Genomic DNA, 20,362 nt, shown 5'->3' with positions numbered 1-20,362 from the left:
TTCCCACGCACCCTGGGCGGCCCTCACAGGCCCGCCGAAGTCACTTCAAATACGAGCGCAGCGCCGACACCACTTCATCCACATCCTCGCGGCGCTGGGCCGGCGTGACATCGTCCGCGCCCAGGTGTTCGCGGATATGACCTTCCAGCACCTCGTTCATCAAACCATTGACCGCGCCACGGATCGCCGCGATCTGTTGCAGCACGGCGGTGCACTCGACTTCCATATTCAGCGCGTTTTCCAAGGCCTCGGCCTGGCCCTTGATGCGCCTGACACGGGTCAGCAGGCGCTTTTTATCCTTGATGGTATGCGGCATGGAATTGTCCCATTGTGTGTTATCTATACTGGGGTATAGTATGTTTCGACCTTGTCATCAGGACTGTAGCCCAATGTCTTCGCCCAATGCTACTCATCAGAACTGCCATTCGAAAATCCTCAACGATGGAAATCCCCTGGCGGAGGCCAACACCCGGCGCGCCATGATCCTGACGGCCATCATGATGGTCGCCGAGATCGCCGGCGGTTGGTACTACAACTCGATGGCGCTGTTCGCCGACGGATGGCACATGAGTTCCCATGCGTTGGCGCTGGGGCTGTCGGTGTTGGCCTATGGCGCTGCCCGGCGCCTGTCCAGTGACAACCGTTTTGCCTTCGGTACCTGGAAGATCGAAGTGCTGGGCGGCTACACCAGTGCGTTGTTCCTGGTGATGGTGGCGGGGCTGATGCTGTATCAGTCGGTTGAACGGCTGATTTCGCCTGCGGCCATTCACTATGACGAAGCCATTGTCATCGGCATCGTCGGCTTGATGGTCAACCTGGCCTGCGCCTGGCTGCTCAAGGATGGCCATGCCCACGATCACCACCACGACCATCATCATGACCACGGCCATGAACATGCCCACGATCTGAACCTGCGTTCCGCCTACCTGCATGTGGTGGCCGATGCGGCCACCTCGGTGCTGGCGATCCTGGCGCTGATCGGTGGCAAGGTCTGGGGCGCGGCGTGGCTCGACCCGCTGATGGGGATTGTCGGCGCGGGGCTGGTGGCGAGCTGGGCCTATGGGCTGATCCGCCAGACCAGCCGTATCTTGCTGGACGCGGAAATGGATGCGCCGGTGGTCGAGGAAATCCGCGAGGTCATTGCGGCCAGCCCGATTCCGGCCAGCATCAGCGACCTGCATGTCTGGCGGGTCGGCAAGGGCCAGTTCGCCTGCGTGCTAAGCCTGGTGACGCACTTGCCGGCCACGCCGGACTACTTCAAGGCGCAACTGGCGATCCATGAAGAGTTGGTGCACGTCACGGTTGAGCTTCATCTGCTGGCGTGACGCTGGCCGTCTGTTCACCGGGTAAAGGCCGGCAAACTCATGATGGGCCCGTCACACGGATATGGGCCTGCAGACACTCCACCAGCGCATCGAAGGTCGCCTTGCAACGGGGGCTGGTGCGCAGGTCCTCGTGCATGGTCACCCAGGTTTCCAGCTGGAAGGTGAACCGCTCCGGCAACAGCCGCACCAGTGTCGGCGTGCGGATCGCCAGGGCGCTCTGGCAGATGCCGATGCCGCAGCCGGCGCGGATCATCGCCAGTTGCGCCAGGGTGCTGTCGGTGCGCAGCGTGAAGGCCTCGCGATTCCAGCCGGGCACTTGTTTGCTGGCGGCACGGATAAAGGGGGTGGTGACATCGAAGCCGATCAAGGCATGGCTCGACAGATCGGCCATTGTGCTAGGCGTGCCGTGTCGTTGCAGATAGTCCACATGTGCATAAAGCCCCAGTTCCACCTGGCCGACACGCCGGGCGATCAGCTGATCCTGTTTCGGCGCGGTCATGCGCACTGCAATATCCGCCTCCCGTTGCAGCAGGTCATGCACCTTGTCGGTGGCCAGCAGCTCGATTTTGAGTTGCGGATGGTCCTGGCGCAGCAGTGCCAGTGCCGGAGGTAGCACCTCGATGGCAATGATTTCACTGGCGGAGATCCGCACCGTGCCGTTCACCGTCTGACCCTGTCCAGTGGCGGCACGCTCCAGCGCGGCGGCGGTGTGCTGCATGGCTTCGGCATAGCCGCGTAGCGCCAGGGCGGTCTCGGTGGGCAGCAAGCCGGTCTGCGAACGGGTGAACAGCGGTTGCTTGAATGACGCTTCCAGCGCGGCGATATGTCGGCCCACGGTGGGTTGGGCAATGCCCAGCGCCCGTGCGGCGCCCGAGAGCGAGCCCTCCGTCAGCACGGCAAGCAAGGTTCGGTACAGCTCCCAACTCATGATCTGGTTCATGCATAAATGTATGGCGGATAGCTTGTGCCAGGCAATTTATTTCCTGAAGGAGCAGGCCCAGACTCTGTTCATCGTTACCTTCCTGGAGAATTGACATGGCAGCACAGAGCAACAAGGTTTTGGTACTGGGCGCCGGCGGTGGCATCGGCGGCGAAGTGGCGCGGCAACTGCGCGATGGCGGCTGGCAGGTGCAGGCACTCAAGCGGGGTTTGGCGACGGCGGCCGAACAGCGCGACGGTATCCAGTGGTTGCGTGGCGACGCCCTCAACCGTGACGACGTGGTGCGCGCGGCGCGGGGTTGCAGCGTGATCGTGCATGGGGTCAACCCGCCGGGCTATCGGCACTGGGCCGAGCAGGTGCTGCCGATGATCGACAATACGATTGCGGCGGCGCGTATTGAAGGGGCGACCGTCGTGTTGCCGGGCACGGTCTACAACTACGGCCCGGATGCCTTTGCCGAATTGAATGAACAGGCGGTGCAACGTCCGTTGACGCGCAAGGGGCGTATTCGCGTCGAGCTTGAGCAGCGCTTGCAGGATGCGACGCGGGACGGGGTTCGAGCGATTGTCGTGCGGTCGGGCGACTTCTTCGGCCCGCAGGCTGGTAACAGTTGGTTTTCCCAGGGGATGATCAAGCCCGGGCAGGCGGTGAAAGTGATCAATCTGCCAAGCGATCCGGGCGTCGGTCATCAGTGGGCCTATCTGCCGGACGTGGCGCGGACCATGGTCGAACTGGTGGTGCGTCGAGGGGACTTGCCCCCCTTCGCGACCTTTCATATGGAGGGCTACTGGGACGCCGACGGCACCCAGATAGCAGCCGCTATCAGCCGCGTGGTCGAGCGCGCGGGCGGCCAGACCAGGCTGCGGCGCTTTCCCTGGTGGCTGGTAGGACTGGCCTCGCCGTTGGTGACCACCTTTCGGGAAATGCTGGAGATGCGTTACCTGTGGCGTACGCCGGTGCGGATGAATAATGCCTATCTGTTGAGCGTGCTGGGGGCCGAGCCGCATACGCCGCTGGATCAGGCGGTGGAAGTAACGCTGAAGGGCGTGGGCTGTTTGTAGGGGGATCAGGCGCTCGAACCCTGACAAGATCAGGGCACAAAGGCCAGCACGGAGGCGGGGGAGCCGGATCCGTCCTTGAGTTTCAGGATCCCGATGACCAGCGTTGTACCGGTGGCGGGCAATTGATCCAGATGAGTCAGACACTCCAGGATGATTCCATTTTTCGCCAGGACTTGGTGGTTGGTGGCAAATGCCGTGTTCTGACCAGGATCGACCCCGTGGGTGTCGATCCCGATCCCGGCGACCTCACGCTCTTCGACCAGCAGCCTTGCCGCATCGGCGCCGACCCCGGGGAAGTGCAGGCCACCTTGGTCATCCTCATTGAAAAAGCGCTTGGGGTCGTTCCACAGCGCTTGCCACCCGGTATGGACGAGCACGACACAGCCCTGGGCGATGCGACCATGGGCCTGCTCCCAGCGCTCGATATCTTGAGGATTGATCACATAGTCGGGATCGGCCTGTGCCTGCGCCCGCACATCGATTACCACGGCCGGTCGTACCAGCGACTCCGGGGTGTAGGCATCGATCCCGATGCCATCGGGGTGAAAACTGTTGGGCGCATTCATATGGGTGGCGCTGTGTTCGCCCATGCTGAAACTGCGCAGGTAGTAACCGTCCTGTGCCTGTGAGGCCACCTCACTGAAGGCAACGGGAGGGTCGTGGGGCCAGAGGGGGATAGATGGCGTAATGACGTGGCTCAGATCGATGATTCTTTGAAAATGGATGCTCTGCATTCCTTTGACTCCCGGGTCCTTGGCGAAAGGGTGGAGGATAGCGGCCCGTTTCCACAAGGCCTGTCGTTGCGGCGGCACACTTTCCGGGTGTGATGAATGGAATCGGCGTCACAGCGCTGACATTTTTTCGACTGGGGCCCGGTGTTCGCAAGCAATAAAAATTTACTCCCGGTGAAAGAAATGCGAAAAGCTTCTCAGCCTTTTCCATGGATTCGGATCCCCTCATGCCTCGATCAAAGTTGTTCACCAAACTGTTTGTCGTGCTGCTGGTCGGCACCGGGCTCTGGTACATGTGGATGATTACCAGCGCCAAGCTGGAGTGGGGTGGGAGCAGCCCGGACAAGCAGCAGATCGGCGCCGTGCAGGACACCCGTCAGCGCGCGATGACCCAGTACTGCACCGGTGTGGTGGTGACCCCTCGGGGCACCTGGCTGGTGGGGCGCCTGGAGGGGGACGCGAAACAGCTGCAGCCTTCGGCCGACGTGGTGGACCTGGATGCCGTGCTCCATGGCAAGCCGGTTGAGAATAAGGATCTGACGCCGGAAGACTCGGGGGCTTTCTCCGGCCTTCTCTCGGGCCGGGACAAGGAAACCTCCTTTATCTCGCGCCTGGACGCTCAAGGCCAGTTCCAAATGGTGGCCCATGTCAGCGACGCCGCCTGCCTGGTGGCCAGCCCGGATGGGGCCAGTGTTTTCCTGCTGACCGGGCTTGAGCGCCCCGAAGTCGCGGGCGCGAGCGGCGATGAGATCAGGCAGACCGTGATCTTTCGCAGCGACGATCAAGGCAAGCGCTGGACCTGGTTGAGTAAAGGCCTGTTCCCCAAGGCCGAGCAGTTGGCCTGGAACCTCAAGCCCTATTTTCATGGCCTGGATGAAGTCTGGGCCTGGGGCACCCCGAGCGGAACCGACAACGAGAGCGGCGAAGACAAGCCGGGTGCCATCTCCACCGGGGTGTTCTACTCCGCTGATCGCGGCGCGAGCAGCACCCCGATATTCGCGGCCGAGTCGCTGCTGGTGTCTACCGAGTATGCCCAGGGCAAGCGGCCTGACATTACTGAATGGCGCGACTCCGGTGCTTATGGGGAAATCCAGACCTATGTCACTCAGTTGGATGCGCAACGGGCGTTTATCTGGGTGTCCCAGCGTTTCTGGGGGAGCAATCCCGACGGTGAAAGCGGCAGCCTGGCGATCAACGTCACGACCCGGGCACCACTGCAGCGCAAAGCAGGGAAGTGGCAGGTCGGGGCTGTGCAGCGCGAGGAGGGGCTGTTTATCGACGCACTGGTGGAGAACGGCAGCGGGCGGGTGATGGGCCTGATCGACCAGGGCGAGCATGGGCAAGATGTGGTGGCCGAGCTGGATACCGCCAAGCTGAGCTGGAAGCCGATGGGTGAGCTTCCGAGCGTGTTCGCGCCGTTGGCGTCGGACAGCCAGTTGCGCGAGAAGAATTTCTGGGTGGGGCAGAACAGCCTGCTGATCAACACCTCAAGCGAACACCGGCCGCCGCGCTGGCTCTACTGGTGGTCGGATGCGCAAATTTCCGCGAACGGGGTGTTCTACTCCAAGGACTGGGGGCACTCCTGGCAACGGCTGGCGGTTGACGGTTACCTGGGGATCCTCGGCTTTCAAGGCGCGCAGGACCGGGTGATTTGGGCCAAGGGCAACTGGTACAACAGCAATGATGCTGGGGTTTATTCCTATGGTTTGCAGTGAGGGTTGGGTTGTCTTGTGCCTATTTTGCAAGACAGCTCGCTTTCCATTGAGTGAAATTTCCTAGAAACTTCTACCCTGTTGCTCCTGGCAGAACCGGTGGCTAGTCTGCATCTTGTCACCGCAAAAACGGTGATACGGACGTGCAAGTCCGGAATTCTGTTATGACGCACAACGCCCATGTCATGCCTGGGCGTTTTTGCAGTCCGCCTGTTTTATGGTGGCTGTGCGTGGGAGGCCTTCGGGTCTGCCGGGTGTCCTAACAGACCTGGTCTTGCACACCTGCGTACAGCTGCCACCCTCATTCGTGTGCAAGCGAGAAGGTGTCGGCTCCTTATCTCTGTTAGGAGTTTCAGACATGTTCAAGATCACGCCCAACCCTCCTGTGTCACTGCGCGTCGAAACCATCGATCCGCACATCGTCGACCGTGCGTTGGCTTATTACAATTTGCCGCAAGGTACGAGTCCGAAGCGATGCGGCGCCAATTCAACCCGCAAGATCAACGCCGAACCTGAAAGTCGTGAAGAAATCCTGGTCGACGCCAGTTCGATTCTGGAGTCAGCGGCGGCCACCGCCTACGAACATGCCGATAACCTCACCGGCCCTGATCGCAAGGTGGCGATGGGCGTGGTGCGTCTGATCGAGCTGGCGCAGGGGCGGGTGGATTCGGTGTTGGAGGATGAGTTCACCAGCGGCGTTAGTTGATCAAGGAGGGGGTGGCGACACAGTCCTTCATTTGGCAGCCAGCGATTGTGATGCAATATTCGCCGACGCCTTCGCCGACAAGCCAGGCTCCTACAGGACGGAGTCGAACACAAATCTGGGGTACGGCCTAAACCTGTAGGAGCAGGGCTTGCCCGCGAAGCTTTTGGCAATCTCACGGTCCTCTTCGCTGCTGCGTCATCGCCCCTCATGCTGCCGCCGATAAGCCCCCGGCTGCACCCCGAGCGCTTTGGCAAACGCCCGGGTAAACGCCGCAATCGACTGATACCCCACCGCCGCACACACCTGTTCCACGGTGTTATTGGCCCGCAGCAACTGACTGGCATGACGCATCCGCAACGCCAGCAGCACCTGCCCCGGTGACTGCCCGGCCAGTTCGTTGAAGCGCTTGAAAAACGCCGAACGCGACATCCCGGTACAGGCCGCCATGCTCTCCAACGACCAATTCTCCCCGGGCCGTTCGATCAACTGCTCCAGCAATGGCGCAAACCCCGGATGCCGGGCCAGTGCCACCAATCCACCCAGGCTCCGGTTCTCCACCACCTGTTGGCGCAGCACATACAGAAACAACAAATGACTCAAGCGTTCCAGCAGCGCCGAGGAGGGCGCCGGTGCCCGTTCGCACTCGGCCAGGATCAACTCGAACAAGGCCCGCGCCGCGCTCAACGACGGATCGCCCGCCCGCAGCACAATCCAGTCCGGCAACCCGTCGATAATCAATGACGACAGCCCGGACTTGAAATGAAAGAACCCGCACACCAGCCCCACGCCATCCTGCGCAGCGCTGTCGAGCCCGGTCATCGCCTGGCGCGGCAAGCGTTGCGCCTCTACGCTGTTTTGAGCACTCGACAACCGATAATCCAGGTCCCGCAGCAAAAACACCGCATCCCCGGCCTCCAGCCGCAGGCTTTCTTGCTGTCCATCAATATGCAGCCAGCAATGACCCTGCACGATCAGGTGGAAGCTCGCCCGCGCCAAACCGTGGGTGCTGGCGTGCCAGCCGCCGCAATACCGGCCCACATGGAACAGGCTCGCATCCAGTTCCAGGCTTTCTAATAACCAATCAACCAGTGGACTCGACGAAATCATCTAATGGAAACACTCAGAAGCAAGGAATCGCTACTTTTGAATATGGATAGGAATTCTTATAACCAACAGACTTGTCGGACTCACCCTACAACAGGAGTCCACTCCATGTCGCGCGTCACTCTCCATACGCTACAAAGCGCTCCCGAAGCGGCCAAGCCTTTCCTGGAAAACGCCCAGAAGAATTCCGGGTTTATCCCCAACCTGCTCGCCGTCCTCGCCAATGCACCGGCGGCGCTGGAAACCTACGTTACGGTATCGGCGCTCAATGGCAAGGCCGAGCTGAGCCTGGCCGAGCGCGAAGTGGTGCAACTGGTGGCCGCCACCACCCACGGTTGCGACTTCTGCGTTGCCGGGCACACGGCGGTGGCCTTGAACAAGGCCAAGTTGCCGGCCGAAGTGGTCGACGCCCTGCGCGGACAGGACGAACTGCCCCAGGAAAAGCTCGAAGTCCTCGCCGCCTTTGCCCGGGAAGTGATCGCCACTCGCGGCAATGTCAGCGACGCGGTATTCAGCGAATTCCTCGCTGCCGGCTACACCCAGGGCAACGCCCTGGAAGTGATCCTCGGGGTAAGCCTGGCCACACTGTGCAATTTCGCCAATGTCTTTGCCCGCACGCCGCTCAATCCTGAGCTGGCGAAATATCGTTGGCAGTCGACAGATCAATGATTCATCGGCGTCGGCTATTATTCGACGTTGTCTTCAAGGAGAAAACGACATGCTCAATCCGGCACTGAGTCAATGGCTCGACGTACAAGCCCAGGCTCTGGATCTGGGGCAGTGCGACCCACAGGATGTGATTTCCCGATTGGCGACGGCCAAGGTGCTGCGCATCGGCGTTCCAGAGGCCCAGGGCGGCAGCGGCGGCACGGCGGCCGATGCGGTGGAAAGCATCGCCCAGGTGGCCAGCCATTCCCTGGCGGCGGCCTTTGTGTTCTGGGGCCAACGGGCTTTTATCGAGTACCTGCTGCACAGTCCCAACACGGCATTGCGCGAGCATCTGCTGCCGTCGTTGCTCAGCGGCGAACTGGCCGGCGCCACCGGACTGTCGAATGCCATGAAGTTCCTCTCGGGCATCGAGTCGCTGCAACTGCGGGCCCGCGATCAAGGCGATGGCTGGTGCCTGGATGGCCGTCTGCATTGGGTGACCAATCTGCGCAAAAGCGGTTTTGTGGTGGCGGCCGCCATCGAACGGGAGGAGGGCGGCACACCCTTCGTGCTGGCGATTCCGGATGCCCTGAGTGGTCTGCAACGCTCGGACGACTTGCAACTGATGGGCCTGCAGTCGAGCAATACCGCCGCCCTGGACTTCAAACGGGTGGAAGTCAGCCGCGACTGGTTGCTCCACGACGATGCCCGGGTCTTTCTGCCGGCGGTGCGCCCGGCTTTCCTCGGCCTGCAATGCGGCATGGCCATCGGCCTGGCGCGCCAGGCGCTGAAGGAAGTGGACGGCCATCTGCAAGACACCCGCTCGATTCTGCGCGAACCCTTGCTGGAACAGCGCCACGCTCTCGAGCAAACGGTGGAGGAACTCAAGAACGGTCTGCACGACGGGCGCTTCCTGGCCCAGCCGAGCGCCTTGTTCCAGATCCGCATCGGCCTGGCCGAGTCGGTCGCCCAGGCGGTGCAGCTGGAGTTGCAGGCCAGCGGCGGCAAGGCCTATCTGAATGAATACGGCAGTGGCTTCGCCCGGCGTTGGCGCGAGTCGGCGTTTGTACCGATCGTCACCCCGAGCCTGGTGCAATTGCGCGCCGAGTTGCAACGTCAGGCCCGGGATACCGCGGCATGAGCGGGCCGCTGCTGGAGGCCCGGCAGATCAGCCTCGGTTACCCCCGCGAACAGGGCTGGCAAACGGTGCTGGAAGGTTTCGACCTGCAACTGCAAGCCGGCGAGGTGGTGTCGATCCTCGGCCCCAGCGGCGTCGGCAAATCCAGCCTGTTGCGGGTCCTGGCCGGCTTGCAGACGGCTCACGCAGGTCGCGTGCATTTCCTCGGCGAACCCCTGGACGGCCCGCACCCACGGGTGGCAGTGGCCTTTCAGGACCCCAGCCTGCTGCCCTGGTTGAGCCTGGAAAAGAACGTCGCCTTCGGCCTCGACTTCGCCCGCCAGCCGCACCTGGATGCCCAGGAGCGCAAGGCGCGGATCGACCACGCGATAGCCGCCGTCGGCCTGCAACACGCCCGAGGCCAGTACCCGGCGCAGTTGTCCGGCGGCATGGCCCAGCGTACGGCGTTGGCCCGCTGTCTGGCCCGCCAGCCGCAGGTCTTGTTTCTCGACGAGCCTTTCGGCGCCCTGGATGAGGTGACCCGCGCCGATATGCAACAACTGCTGCTCAAGGTGATCGCCGAGCACAACACGGCGGCGGTGTTGATCACCCACGACATTGATGAAGCCCTGCTGCTCTCCGAGCGGATCCTGCTACTGGGCCACAGCCCGGCGCGGACCCTCGGCGAGTGGCGTATCGACCTGCCTCAGCCGCGTGCCGAGCTGGTGGAGGAACTGGGCACCCTGCGTATCGAGATTCTCAAGACCCTTCGGCGGGCCAGCCGCCCCTCACCCCCTCATTCTTTGCTCGAAACGTCGGAGATGGCTCATGTGCCTGGATGACTTCACCCATACACGTCGTGACTTCCTCAAACTCAGCGCCTTGCTGACCGCCGGCGGTGCCTTGCCGCTGCTCAACAGCCTGCAGGCCCGTGCCGCGTCGGAGCCGAATGCGCCGGTGCGCATCGGCTACCTGCCGATCACCGATGCCACGCCGTTGCTGGTGGCGCATAACAACGGCCTGTTCGAGGCCGAAGGCATCCAGGCCGAGCGCCCGGTGCTGCTGCGCAGTTGGGCCCAGGTGATCGAGGCGTTTATTTCCGGGCAGGTCAACGTGATCCACCTGCTGTCGCCGATGACCGTCTGGGCGCGCTACGGCAGCAAGGTGCCGGCCAAGGTGGTGGCCTGGAACCATGTCGGCGGTTCGGGCCTGACCGTGGGGCCGGGTATCACCGAGGTCAAACAACTGGGCGGGCAGTCGGTGGCGATTCCGTTCTGGTACTCGATCCACAACGTGGTGGTCCAGCAACTGCTGCGCGACAACGGCCTGCAACCGGTGAGCAAGCCCGCCAGCAGCGTGCTGGCCGCCAACGAGGTCAACCTGGTGGTGCTGCCGCCCTCGGACATGCCGCCGGCCCTGGCCAGCAAACGCATCGCCGGCTATATCGTCGCCGAACCGTTCAATGCCCTGGCCGAGGAACTGAAGGTCGGCCGGGTACAGCGCTTCACCGGCGATCTCTGGCGCAATCACGCCTGCTGCGTGGTGTTTATGCACGAGCAGGACCTGAACAACCGGCCCGAGTGGTCGCAGAAGGTGGTCAACGCCATCGTCAAGGCCCAGCTCTGGACCCGTGACAACCGCGCCGAGGCGGCCAAGTTGCTGTCCAAGGACGGCGCCAATCGCTACACCCCCCACACCCCGCAGGTGCTCAATCGGGTGTTGGTACCCAATGCCGCCGATCGTGACGCCTACCTGGCCAGCGGGGCGATCCAGCACGGCAACTGGGACGAGCAGCGCATCGATTTCCAGCCATACCCGTTCCCCAGCTATACCGAGGAACTGGTCAAGCGCCTGAAGAACACCCTGATCGAAGGCGACAAGGGGTTTCTCGCCGGCCTCGATCCGCAGCAGACCGCCCGTGATCTGGTGGACGATCGCTTCGTACGCAACAGCCTGGCGGCGGTGGGCGGGCTCAAGGCCTTCGGTTTGCCGGACAGCTTTGAACGCAGCGAGGAGTTCGGCATTTGATCGGCAAGTCTTCCTCATCGCTCCTGCATTGGGGGCTGGGCCTGGCGGGATTGTTCTGCCTGCTGCTGTTCTGGTGGCTGGGCGTGCACCTGTTCGGCAGCCCTGACGGGCTGTCGGCGCGCTTCTCGCCCGAAGCGACACTGACCAGCCTGGTGGAGCTGCTGGGCCGTGCCGAGCTCTATGAAAACGTGCTGGTCAGCCTCAAGCGCATTCTGATCGGGCTGTTGCTGGCCCTGTTGGTCGGCGTGCCGCTGGGGCTGCTGATTGGCAGCTATCGGCACCTGGAGGCGGCGACCACCCCGGCGTTCCAGTTTCTGCGGATGATCTCGCCGTTGTCCTGGATGCCGGTGGTGGTGATGCTGATGGGGGTCGGTGACCAGCCGATCTATTTCCTGCTGGCCTTTGCCGCTGTCTGGCCGATCCTGCTCAATACCGTGGCCGGGGTGCGCCAGCTCGACCCGCGCTGGTTGCAACTGAGCCGCAGCCTCAGCGCGACCCGCTGGGAAACCCTGCGCCAGGTCATCCTGCCCGGTGTGCTCGGCCATGTGCTGACCGGCGTGCGGCTGTCCATCGGGATTCTCTGGATCGTGCTGGTGCCCTGCGAAATGCTCGGGGTCAGCGCCGGGCTCGGCTACTTTATCCTCGATACCCGTGACCGCCTGGCCTATTCGGAGCTGATGGCCATGGTGCTGTTGATCGGCGTGCTGGGTTTTATGCTTGATGCCCTGGCGCGCGGCCTGCATCGGCGTTGGGCGCATTCCTGACGCTAACCTGACAAATTATGCGGAATATACATATCTGTAACATTTTGAAATGTATACTTCCGCCCTGAGCCATACCCCCCACGTTTCAACCGCCACCCCCAGGAGATTCGAACTTGGACCCTGCCCATTCTCGGTAGGCCACGTAGCGGGATTTACAAAGGGATACCGCCGGTGCGCAGCCGTCGCCCCGGTATCCAGTCTGTAGCGTTCAGTACGTGGCCTTGCTTCGACGATTTTCCAACCACTTCTCCAGAATGTGCTGTGCTTAGACTGCCGGCACCGCAGCGCTTTGTGCGTTTGTACCCTGGAGTTCGTGGGCCTGTATTTCAGAACGCTGCTGGAATCATTGACGATGAATAAAGTATTACGCCATTACATCCCGGCCAGTACCCGGCGCTTGCTGCCCAATCGCTGGGACCTGATCGCGCTGCCGCTGGTGGTGGGTTTCCTGCTGTTTTTCTCGATCGGCGCGCGGGAAACCTGGGCACCGATCTCGACCTTGCAGACCCAGGTGATTTCCCTTGATCCGGGCAACCTGCCGGAATATGCCATACGCACCACCCTGCGCATGCTCGCGGCGATGGTCGCGGCGTTGATCTTCACCTTTCTCTACGGGACCCTGGCGGCCAAGAGCAAACGCGCCGAGAAACTGCTGGTGCCGGTGCTGGATATCCTCCAGTCGGTGCCGGTGCTGGGTTATATCTCGTTCACCGTGACCTTCTTTCTCCTGCTGTTTCCAGGACGGGTGCTGGGCGCCGAGTGCGCGGCGATCTTTGCGATCTTCACCAGCCAGGCCTGGAACATGACGTTCAGCTTCTACCAGTCGCTGCGCATGCTGCCGCGGGACCTGACGGAGGTGTCCGAGAGCCTGCACCTGTCCGGCTGGCAGAAATTCTGGAAGCTTGACGTGCCATTCGCCATGCCCGGGCTGATCTGGAACATGATGATGAGCATGTCCGGCGGCTGGTTCTTCGTGGTGGCGTCGGAAGCGATTACCGTCGGCGACAAGACCATCACCCTACCGGGCATCGGTTCCTACCTGGCCACCGCCATCGAACAGCGTGACCTCACCGCCGTGGGTTATGTGATCCTGGCGATGGTGGTGGTGATCCTGGTCTACGACCAGTTCCTGTTCCGGCCGCTGGTGGCCTGGGCGGACAAGTTCCGCATGGAAGACACCGCGGCCCAGGGCGGCGCGCCGGAGTCCTGGGTGCTCAACCTGATCCAGCGGACCCGGATCATTCAGCGTCTGATCCGGCCGATTTCACGTTTCTTCACCCGCGTCGGCCATATGCGCCTGAGCCTGCCCTTGCCCCGGCTCAAGTCCCGGGCCAGTGCGCCCAGCCCCTCGACGTCGCGGATGATCGACTGGGTCTGGGGGGGCTTCATCACCTTGCTCGCGGCCTATGCGCTGTACCACATCGCTATTTATGTCGGTAGTGAAGTGACCCTCGCCGATGTCGGCGAAGTCATTGGCCTGGGGGCAATCACCCTGGTCCGGGTGACCTTGCTGATCGCCGTGGCTTCGCTGATCTGGGTGCCGCTGGGGGTGATGATCGGCCTGCGTCCGCATCTGGCCGAGAAGATCCAGCCCTTGGCGCAGTTCCTCGCGGCGTTCCCGGCGAACCTGCTGTTCCCGGTGTTCGTCATCGTGATCCTGCACTACAACCTGAACCCGGATATCTGGCTGAGCCCGCTGATCGTGCTCGGGACCCAGTGGTACATCCTGTTCAACGTGATTGCCGGGGCCAGCGCCTTCCCCAACGACTTCCGTGAAGCCGCCGCGAACTTCCATATCCGTGGCTGGCAGTGGTGGCGCAAGGTCATGTTGCCGGGGATCTTCCCGTATTACGTGACCGGTGCGATCACCGCCTCCGGTGGTGCGTGGAACGCCAGTATCGTTTCCGAGTTCGTTTCCTGGGGCCAGGACAAGGTCGTGGCCCATGGCCTGGGGGCTTATATCGCCCAGACTACGGCCGCTGGCGACTTTCCGAAAATCACCCTGGGCGTCGTGGTCATGTCGGTCTTTGTGGTGGCCTTCAACCGTCTGCTCTGGCGGCCGATGTACGCCATCGCCGAAAACAAACTTCGTCTGAATTAATCCGAGCCGCTCTTATGAACAGTCATATCGAATACACCAGCAGCGCCCGCGAAATCTACTCGCTCACCAATGTGAGCAAGGGCTTTGGCAACGGCAAGGATGAGCGTCAGGTACTCAGCGAAGTCGACCTGCACCTGCACGAAGGCGAAGTTGTCGGGCTGCTGGGGCGCTCGGGCTCCGGCAAGTCGACCTTGCTGCGGATCATTGCCGGCCTGATCCAGCCGACTTCCGGCGAAGTGCTCTACAACGGCGAAGCCCTGGACGGCCCGGCCAAGGGCGTGGCGATGGTGTTCCAGACCTTCGCCCTGTTTCCCTGGCTGACCGTGCTGGAAAACGTTGAAGCCGGCTTGCAGGCCTTGCAGGTCGAGCCCAAGGAAGCGCGCAAGCGCGCACTGGCGGCCATCGACCTGATCGGTCTCGACGGTTTCGAGAACGCCTATCCGCGCGAGCTGTCCGGTGGCATGCGCCAGCGCGTGGGTTTTGCCCGCGGCCTGGTGGTCAACCCGACCCTGCTGCTGATGGACGAGCCGTTTTCCGCCCTCGACGTGCTCACCGCGGAAAACCTGCGGACCGACCTGCTGGAGCTGTGGAGCGGCGGCCAACTACCGATCAAGTCGATCCTGATCGTGACCCACAACATCGAGGAAGCGGTGCTGATGTGCGACCGCATCCTGGTGCTGTCGTCCAACCCGGGACGCGTCGTGGCGCAGATCAAGGTGCCGTTCGCCCACCCGCGCAACCGCCTGGACCCGATCTTCCGCAAGATGGTCGACGATATCTACGCGCTGATGACCAACCGTCGCAGTGCCGACGAACGCACCGGCAAGGCTGAGCTGCAACTGGGCAGCCGCCTGCCGGAAGTGCCGACCAACCTGATGGCCGGTCTGATCGAAGCCCTGGCGGCCGAGCCGTACCATGGCCATGCCGGTTTGCCGAACGTCGCCGAGCGCTTGCTGCTGGAAGTCGATGACCTGTTTCCGGTGGCCGAGATGCTCGAGCACCTGGGTTTTGCCGAACTGCGCGGGGCCGATATCAAGCTCACCGATGCGGGCAAGCGTTTTGCCGAAGACGGTACCCAGGAACGCAAGGTGATGTTTGCCGAGCATCTGCTGCGCACCGTGCCCCTGGCGGCGCGGATTCGCCAGGTGTTGCAGGAGCGTAACGGGCACTGGGCGCCGCGGGTGCGTTTCGAACAGGAACTGGAAGACTCCCTCAGCGAAGACTTCGTCGAGCAGACCCTGGAAAGCGTGATCAGCTGGGGGCGTTATGCCGAGATCTTCTCCTACAACGACACCACCGAGACCTTCAGCCTGGAAGACGTGGAAGGCGAGATCTGATAACGCAACCCCTGTAGGAGCTGGCTTGCAGCGATGAGGCCCTTGAGCCTTGCGCTGTCCATTCGGACGCCATCGCCGGCAAGCCGGCTCCCACAGATTCTGCGGTGTGCAGGCCTGTTTGTACCTGACTGCAAACCCTTCGCAAATCCGGGATATACGAAGTTTTCACCTGATCGTAACGGATCGGGTACATGCCGAGGATCAATCTCTCCCTCGCCTCCGGTGGTTTCGGAGGCGGGCCAGTTTTAAGGGTCGAGACAGTAAGTAGTGAACCGTGCTCCAGTCCAAGTCATGGCCGGGCACGTCTGCTGATCCCAACTTAAGGAGAGTCCGATGTCCATCGGCGCAATTCCGGCTGCAAATCCAGTCTCTGTGCGTATTGCCGGTCAGTCCCAGGCGACCCCGACACCCGCGCAGAAAACTTCCAGCACCACCGCCAGCACTGCTACCCCAGCCCTCACCGCGCTTGCGGCGGCCACGAAGGAAGCAACCGAAACCGCTGCAGAAACCGCCCAGGAAGCCAGCCATGGCGACCGCGTAGCGCAGAAGCTGCTGCAAAAGCACCAGCATCACAACACCACGGCCACCGCCGCGCCGAAAGCCGTTTCCAACGGCAGCGGCCAGCCGATCGGGGAAACCATCAACACCAAGGCGTAAGCCGCGGTCATATGGCTTCATCAGTCAGCCCGGGCGGTGCCGGGTTGACTGATGTCGGGCGTTACCGTTTCAGATATGTGCCGCGGCCAGGCCGCCGAGCACCACGCTGACACCCGCCGCGGTGTAGGCCATGCGCTTGAGCCATTCCTTGCGGGTCAGCAAGGTGATCGCCGCCAGCGAAATGGCAATCTGGATCGCCGTCATCGCCTGGGCCCAGCGATGGTGCTGGTGCAGGACCTGCTCGGATTTGTCATCCCACTCGCGACTCTTGGCTTCCAGGCCCTCGGCTTTCTGCCGCACGACTTCCTTTTCCTTCTTGTAGCGCTCGACCTCGGCTGTGTAGTGCGCGGCGTCCAGGCCCGGGATATGGCTGGCCATTTCCGAGAGGTTCTGCCGGCTGGACTTGGCCTGGTAGTAGTTCCACTGGTTGGCGGCTTCGGTCTTGAGGATCGCGGCGTTGTTCTTGTCCATCGCCGCTTCGCTTTCCGTGGAGCCCGCCTGGTAGCTGAGCATGGCGCCAATCGTGGCCATGATCGCGGTCATCACCGCGATCCGGCTGGCAAAGCCGTCTCCACGGGCATGGGCGTGTTCGGTGGTGTGTTCGACGTGTTTTTCGTGAGGGCTTGGGACTTCGAAGTTTTCGGTCATCGGGGACGGATCTTTGGGTGAAGAAGGGCGGGGACAAAGTGTAAAGCGAGTGCTGGCGGATGGCTCTCTCTCATTGATGAATATTCTAATAGGCCGAGGTCGGGGAGGCGTTCGCCGCAGGATGCTCGTCTTGCATATGGATGGTTTGCAGGGGGATATCCAGGGTGAACAGGGCGCCCCTGCCCGGGCCGTCACTGTGCACGTAGAGGCGGCCGTCCATCTCGAGCGCCGCCAGGGCGCAGCTGTGCAAACCGAAGCCGTGACCGTCCTTGCGGGTGGTGAAACCATGGGTGAAGATCCGCGCGAGGTTTTCCGGCGCAATGCCTTCGCCTTCATCCTTGACGCTGATGCGCAGGGTCTTGCCGTCGACCACCCGCACGCCCAGGGTGATGTCCCGGTCGCGGTTGGTCAGGTCCGACACCGCGTACTTGGCGTTGCTGATCAGGTTGATCAGGATCAGCAGCAGCCGGTGCTTGTCGCCGAGAAAGGTCGGGACCGGGTGGTAGTCCTTGAGCACCGTGACCTTGTGCCGGTTCAGGGCCCCCGAGTTCATGCGCAGGGCATCTTCGAACAGGTCGGTGATGTTCACCGCTTCCAGCAGCTTGGCCGCGCCGGCATAGGATTGCTGGGTGGCGACGATTTCCTTGATGTGGTCGACGCTTTTACTCAGTTGCGCCAGTTCCTGGATGATCTCGGTCTGCTCGGTGGCGACGGCCGCGGCCAGCTGGTTGAGGTAGGCGGGCAGCAGCTTGCCTTTTTCGTCACGGCTGACAAAGTCCCCCAGGTCGTCGGCGTGCTCGTTCATCAACTGTACCGCCTTGGTCAGTCCCTGGGCCTTGCTGGAGCGGATCTTGCGGGTCACCAGATCGGCGGAGATGTTCACGCTGTTGAGCACGTTGCCGACGTTATGCAGGACGTTGGTCGCGATTTCCGCCATGCCGGCCGTGCGCGCGGCGTCCATCAGCTCACTCTGGGCTTCCTTGAGTTCGCGGGTGCGTTCTTCGACACGCTGTTCGAGGCGGTCGTTGGACAGCTGCAAGGCGCTGTTCATCTGATTGATCAGCGCATAGCTGCGCAACTGGCGAATGATCAGGTAGAACACCAGCACGGCCATCAGCGCCGCGCACACGCTGAGATAGATCAGGTACTGGCGGTCCTGGAGCTCGGCGCGGCGCTGGATTTCATTCAACAGTTCGTTGATGCCGTCGAGGCTGGCGGCCACCGGGATAAAGCCGATGCGGTCCAGCAGATCATTGACCTGGGGTTGTTCGCTGACCACCACATTGGCCTGGGCGATCAGCTTGTCGATGGACGGGCCCAGGGCCGCCGGCAGGCTGGTCTTTTGTGCCGCCAGGTGCTGGATCTGCCGTTCGATCTTGTCGGCTTTGCCATTGGACACGTGCTGCGCATATTCCAGGGCGCTCAAGGTCAGCTTCGAGGCGCTGTAGAGCACGCTCAGGGTTTCCACCGGGTGTTCGGCGCTGAAGGGTTCCAGGTCGGTCTGGACGGTGTCTTCGATCGCCGACAGGGTTTCCAGGTCATCGCGCAAGGCGGTGTTGTGGGCCTGGAACTGCTCGATCAGCTTGTTCTTTTCCGCCGTGGCGTCGAGGTAGGCCTTCTTGCGCGCCTGCCAGATGCTGGAGTTGTCCAGGGAGCTGTTCTGCACGACCAACTGGTCCCAGCGTCGGCTGGAATCGGCGATGGGGATGGCCAGCAGGTTGTAATTGTATTCGTCGCTGATGCGGGTCTTGAGAATCTTCGCGTCGAGCCTGGCATCCAGCTGCTTGAGCTGGCGGAGCAGGTCGCGGGACTCGAAATAGGTGGAGGTTTCCCGGGAAAAGGCCTTGATCAGCAGGAACGCCAGGAGGCTGACCAGAATGGCAAACAGGGTGACCAGCGCCGCACTTCTGTATCGGCTCCATCGCATCATTGCGTACTTCCTGTGTCCGGTTGACGTGGCGGCTTCGGGCTCTTTTCGCAAAGTGTAGTGCCGCTGGGTCTGCAAGTGCTGGAAAAGTGTCATTTCTTTGCATGGGCGGGGGGCTCCAGGGGTTTCATCAACTGCAACTGCTGACGGTATTCGTCGGTGATCTGGCGGGCCTCGCTGTTGTCGGTGATCACCCGCGGGGTGATCGGCACGATCAGTTCCGCTGACCGAGGCGGGCGTGCAACTGTTGCCGCCGGCGCTGCCTTCATCCAGCAAGGCCGCCTGGGCCGCAGCGCTGAGTCCGGAGAGGGCCAGACAAAAAATGACAATATTGAAGACGCCGGTGATGGACGGTTTATTCAGTTTCATGAACGTATCCTCATGATGAATCGCCAGGCTCCATACCTATGGGAAAAGACTGAGCCTTAATCAAGGGAACGCCTACTGTCATCTCTGACAGTAGGCAGCCTGAGGGTTTGGGGCAGGCTGATTTATGAAAACGGTTTTAAGTGTGACACATGGGTTTTCGAGGAGATTGATATGAACGGGGTGTTCAATGACCTGGTAAAGGATGACGTTGTGGCTGATGGTGTTGCGGTTGGGCTTGTGTTGTATGGGCGAAAAGTACTTGTGTCATTTTTATGGGGTGTTACGGTCTGCTTTGTCGGAGGATTTACTTCTCAGGCACACGCTCAGCCCGTGCGCGACTTGGCGTCAGCCTTTAATGAGGCGTTGGGTGAAAAGCATTTCACAAATCAACTTGTTGTCGATAAGGAGTATCCAGAGCTGCCGAATGAAGAAATAGGCGATTCCCCCCTTCGGTCCCGGCCAGCCGCACTCCGAACACGGCTGAGGGTAGCATCAAGAAGAAATTTTGATTTTGCTGAAAAGGAGTGTGGTACAGCCCGCCGTTGCTCGGTGAGATCAGCACTGCCCGTTAGAGGAAACCATGTTTCATGAATGTTTCGTCATCTTTCCGGCGGGCGGAAGCCGTGGCGGGGGCTAGATAGAATTCAATTAGCTAAGTGTTAAGGCGTTTATAAACTATTAGTTAATAAGCTCTGCCAATTCCTTAATCCATAGATAATGGTCGATTGAGAGCCTGCGCAGGTGCAGTCTGCCCAGCGCGGCGGGTTATTCCCTATTTCTCATATCGAGTCAGTGATCATGAATATCTATACCAAGTGCTTGACCGTTGCGGTCGTGCTTTTCAGTGCCCAAACCTTTGCCCTGGATAGAAAAGACATCGCGCAAGTTATCAGCGTGGATTCCGATCCTTATGCCTGCGGCATCGTCGACGCGAAGATGACCTACAAGACGCCGACCGGGGAGATCAAGGAGTACAAGTACAAGACCTGGGGCAGCGGTTGTTCCGGGGATTGATGGATCGAGTCGGTTGATAAGCAGTCTGGATTATTGAAAACGTCATATCACCTGATGTGGGAGCGAAGCTTGCCCGCGAAGCTATTGGCGGCCTCAAGGGCCTCTTCGCGAGCAAGCTCTGCTCCTACAAGGACCGTGTTCGGCCCTGATTGAGCGGCATCAGGGTTTTCCAA

Annotated in this window: 20 protein-coding genes; 14 read left to right on the top strand and 6 right to left on the bottom strand. The window is 61.5% G+C overall.

Annotated elements, in window-relative coordinates:
* Positions 1-40: 40 nt before the first annotated feature.
* Positions 41-316: a metal/formaldehyde-sensitive transcriptional repressor gene (locus HX830_RS26725; protein ID WP_103495275.1), complete on the bottom strand. Its 276-nt coding sequence runs from the start codon at positions 314-316 to the stop codon at positions 41-43.
* 73 nt (positions 317-389) lie between these two features.
* Between HX830_RS26725 and dmeF the strand changes: the two genes are divergently transcribed.
* Positions 390-1,325, top strand: coding sequence for a CDF family Co(II)/Ni(II) efflux transporter DmeF (gene dmeF / locus HX830_RS26720; protein ID WP_152739891.1), 936 nt, complete (start codon positions 390-392; stop codon positions 1,323-1,325).
* Between the two features lie 37 nt (positions 1,326-1,362).
* Here dmeF and HX830_RS26715 read toward each other — a convergent pair whose 3' ends face one another.
* The gene (locus HX830_RS26715; RefSeq protein WP_371317549.1) at positions 1,363-2,253 is read right to left on the bottom strand and encodes a LysR family transcriptional regulator; all 891 of its coding nucleotides are present in this window, start codon (positions 2,251-2,253) and stop codon (positions 1,363-1,365) included.
* 107 nt (positions 2,254-2,360) lie between these two features.
* On the opposite strand from HX830_RS26715, the gene HX830_RS26710 reads away from it, so the two are divergent.
* Entirely contained in the window at positions 2,361-3,326 is a 966-nt protein-coding gene (locus HX830_RS26710; RefSeq protein WP_103495272.1) for an NAD-dependent epimerase/dehydratase family protein, read from the top strand.
* A gap of 29 nt (positions 3,327-3,355) precedes the next feature.
* On the opposite strand, the gene HX830_RS26705 is transcribed toward HX830_RS26710, so the two are convergent.
* On the bottom strand, positions 3,356-4,060 hold the full coding sequence (locus tag HX830_RS26705; RefSeq protein WP_177103673.1) for a cyclase family protein: 705 nt from the start codon (positions 4,058-4,060) through the stop codon (positions 3,356-3,358).
* Between the two features lie 224 nt (positions 4,061-4,284).
* On the opposite strand from HX830_RS26705, the gene HX830_RS26700 reads away from it, so the two are divergent.
* Positions 4,285-5,772, top strand: a complete 1,488-nt coding sequence (locus tag HX830_RS26700; RefSeq protein WP_177103671.1) for a hypothetical protein — start codon at positions 4,285-4,287, stop codon at positions 5,770-5,772.
* A 355-nt stretch (positions 5,773-6,127) separates the two neighbouring features.
* On the top strand, positions 6,128-6,475 hold the full coding sequence (locus HX830_RS26695; RefSeq protein WP_177103561.1) for a DUF6124 family protein: 348 nt from the start codon (positions 6,128-6,130) through the stop codon (positions 6,473-6,475).
* 195 nt (positions 6,476-6,670) lie between these two features.
* Here the strand turns inward: HX830_RS26695 and HX830_RS26690 are convergent, their stop codons facing one another.
* The gene (locus HX830_RS26690; protein ID WP_177103669.1) at positions 6,671-7,582 is read right to left on the bottom strand and encodes an AraC family transcriptional regulator; all 912 of its coding nucleotides are present in this window, start codon (positions 7,580-7,582) and stop codon (positions 6,671-6,673) included.
* Positions 7,583-7,687: 105 nt separating this feature from the next.
* Here HX830_RS26690 and HX830_RS26685 point away from each other — a divergent pair, with 105 nt between their 5' ends.
* From HX830_RS26685 to HX830_RS26650, 8 genes are all read left to right on the top strand, one after another.
* Positions 7,688-8,248, top strand: a complete 561-nt coding sequence (locus HX830_RS26685) for a carboxymuconolactone decarboxylase family protein (protein WP_152739898.1) — start codon at positions 7,688-7,690, stop codon at positions 8,246-8,248.
* A 49-nt stretch (positions 8,249-8,297) separates the two neighbouring features.
* The gene (locus HX830_RS26680; RefSeq protein ID WP_177103667.1) at positions 8,298-9,368 is read left to right on the top strand and encodes an acyl-CoA dehydrogenase family protein; all 1,071 of its coding nucleotides are present in this window, start codon (positions 8,298-8,300) and stop codon (positions 9,366-9,368) included.
* Positions 9,365-10,186: an ABC transporter ATP-binding protein gene (locus HX830_RS26675; RefSeq protein ID WP_177103663.1), complete on the top strand. Its 822-nt coding sequence runs from the start codon at positions 9,365-9,367 to the stop codon at positions 10,184-10,186. Before HX830_RS26680 ends, HX830_RS26675 begins: the two co-directional genes overlap by 4 nt.
* Complete coding sequence (locus HX830_RS26670) at positions 10,173-11,372, top strand: ABC transporter substrate-binding protein (RefSeq protein ID WP_177103661.1); 1,200 nt, start codon at positions 10,173-10,175, stop codon at positions 11,370-11,372. The genes HX830_RS26675 and HX830_RS26670 overlap by 14 nt, the downstream gene beginning before the upstream one ends.
* On the top strand, positions 11,372-12,136 hold the full coding sequence (locus HX830_RS26665; protein WP_103499682.1) for an ABC transporter permease: 765 nt from the start codon (positions 11,372-11,374) through the stop codon (positions 12,134-12,136). Before HX830_RS26670 ends, HX830_RS26665 begins: the two co-directional genes overlap by 1 nt.
* Before the next feature lie 352 nt (positions 12,137-12,488).
* Complete coding sequence (locus HX830_RS26660) at positions 12,489-14,237, top strand: ABC transporter permease (protein WP_177103659.1); 1,749 nt, start codon at positions 12,489-12,491, stop codon at positions 14,235-14,237.
* A 14-nt stretch (positions 14,238-14,251) separates the two neighbouring features.
* Positions 14,252-15,574 carry an ABC transporter ATP-binding protein gene (locus HX830_RS26655; protein ID WP_103495575.1) on the top strand — a complete coding sequence of 441 codons (1,323 nt, stop codon included), beginning with the start codon at positions 14,252-14,254 and terminating at the stop codon, positions 15,572-15,574.
* A 333-nt stretch (positions 15,575-15,907) separates the two neighbouring features.
* A complete protein-coding gene (locus tag HX830_RS26650) occupies positions 15,908-16,231 on the top strand; it encodes a hypothetical protein (protein ID WP_177103657.1) in 324 nt (107 codons plus the stop codon).
* A 69-nt stretch (positions 16,232-16,300) separates the two neighbouring features.
* Here HX830_RS26650 and HX830_RS26645 read toward each other — a convergent pair whose 3' ends face one another.
* Together HX830_RS26645 and HX830_RS26640 are read right to left on the bottom strand one after the other, a co-directional pair.
* Positions 16,301-16,879 carry a DUF4337 domain-containing protein gene (locus HX830_RS26645; RefSeq protein WP_177103655.1) on the bottom strand — a complete coding sequence of 193 codons (579 nt, stop codon included), beginning with the start codon at positions 16,877-16,879 and terminating at the stop codon, positions 16,301-16,303.
* Positions 16,880-16,964: 85 nt separating this feature from the next.
* On the bottom strand, positions 16,965-18,809 hold the full coding sequence (locus tag HX830_RS26640) for a DAHL domain-containing protein (RefSeq protein ID WP_177103653.1): 1,845 nt from the start codon (positions 18,807-18,809) through the stop codon (positions 16,965-16,967).
* A gap of 537 nt (positions 18,810-19,346) precedes the next feature.
* Here HX830_RS26640 and HX830_RS26635 point away from each other — a divergent pair.
* Together HX830_RS26635 and HX830_RS26630 are read left to right on the top strand one after the other, a co-directional pair.
* On the top strand, positions 19,347-19,766 hold the full coding sequence (locus HX830_RS26635; RefSeq protein ID WP_152739906.1) for a hypothetical protein: 420 nt from the start codon (positions 19,347-19,349) through the stop codon (positions 19,764-19,766).
* Between the two features lie 207 nt (positions 19,767-19,973).
* Positions 19,974-20,189: a DUF2790 domain-containing protein gene (locus tag HX830_RS26630; protein WP_103495570.1), complete on the top strand. Its 216-nt coding sequence runs from the start codon at positions 19,974-19,976 to the stop codon at positions 20,187-20,189.
* The last annotated feature ends 173 nt before the right edge of the window (positions 20,190-20,362 follow it).

Source organism: Pseudomonas gingeri (assembly GCF_013385425.1).
GTDB classification, from domain to species: domain Bacteria; phylum Pseudomonadota; class Gammaproteobacteria; order Pseudomonadales; family Pseudomonadaceae; genus Aquipseudomonas; species Aquipseudomonas gingeri_D.
The sequence above is the reverse complement of the archived record's forward strand: the minus strand, read 5'-3'. Positions and strand labels throughout refer to the sequence as shown.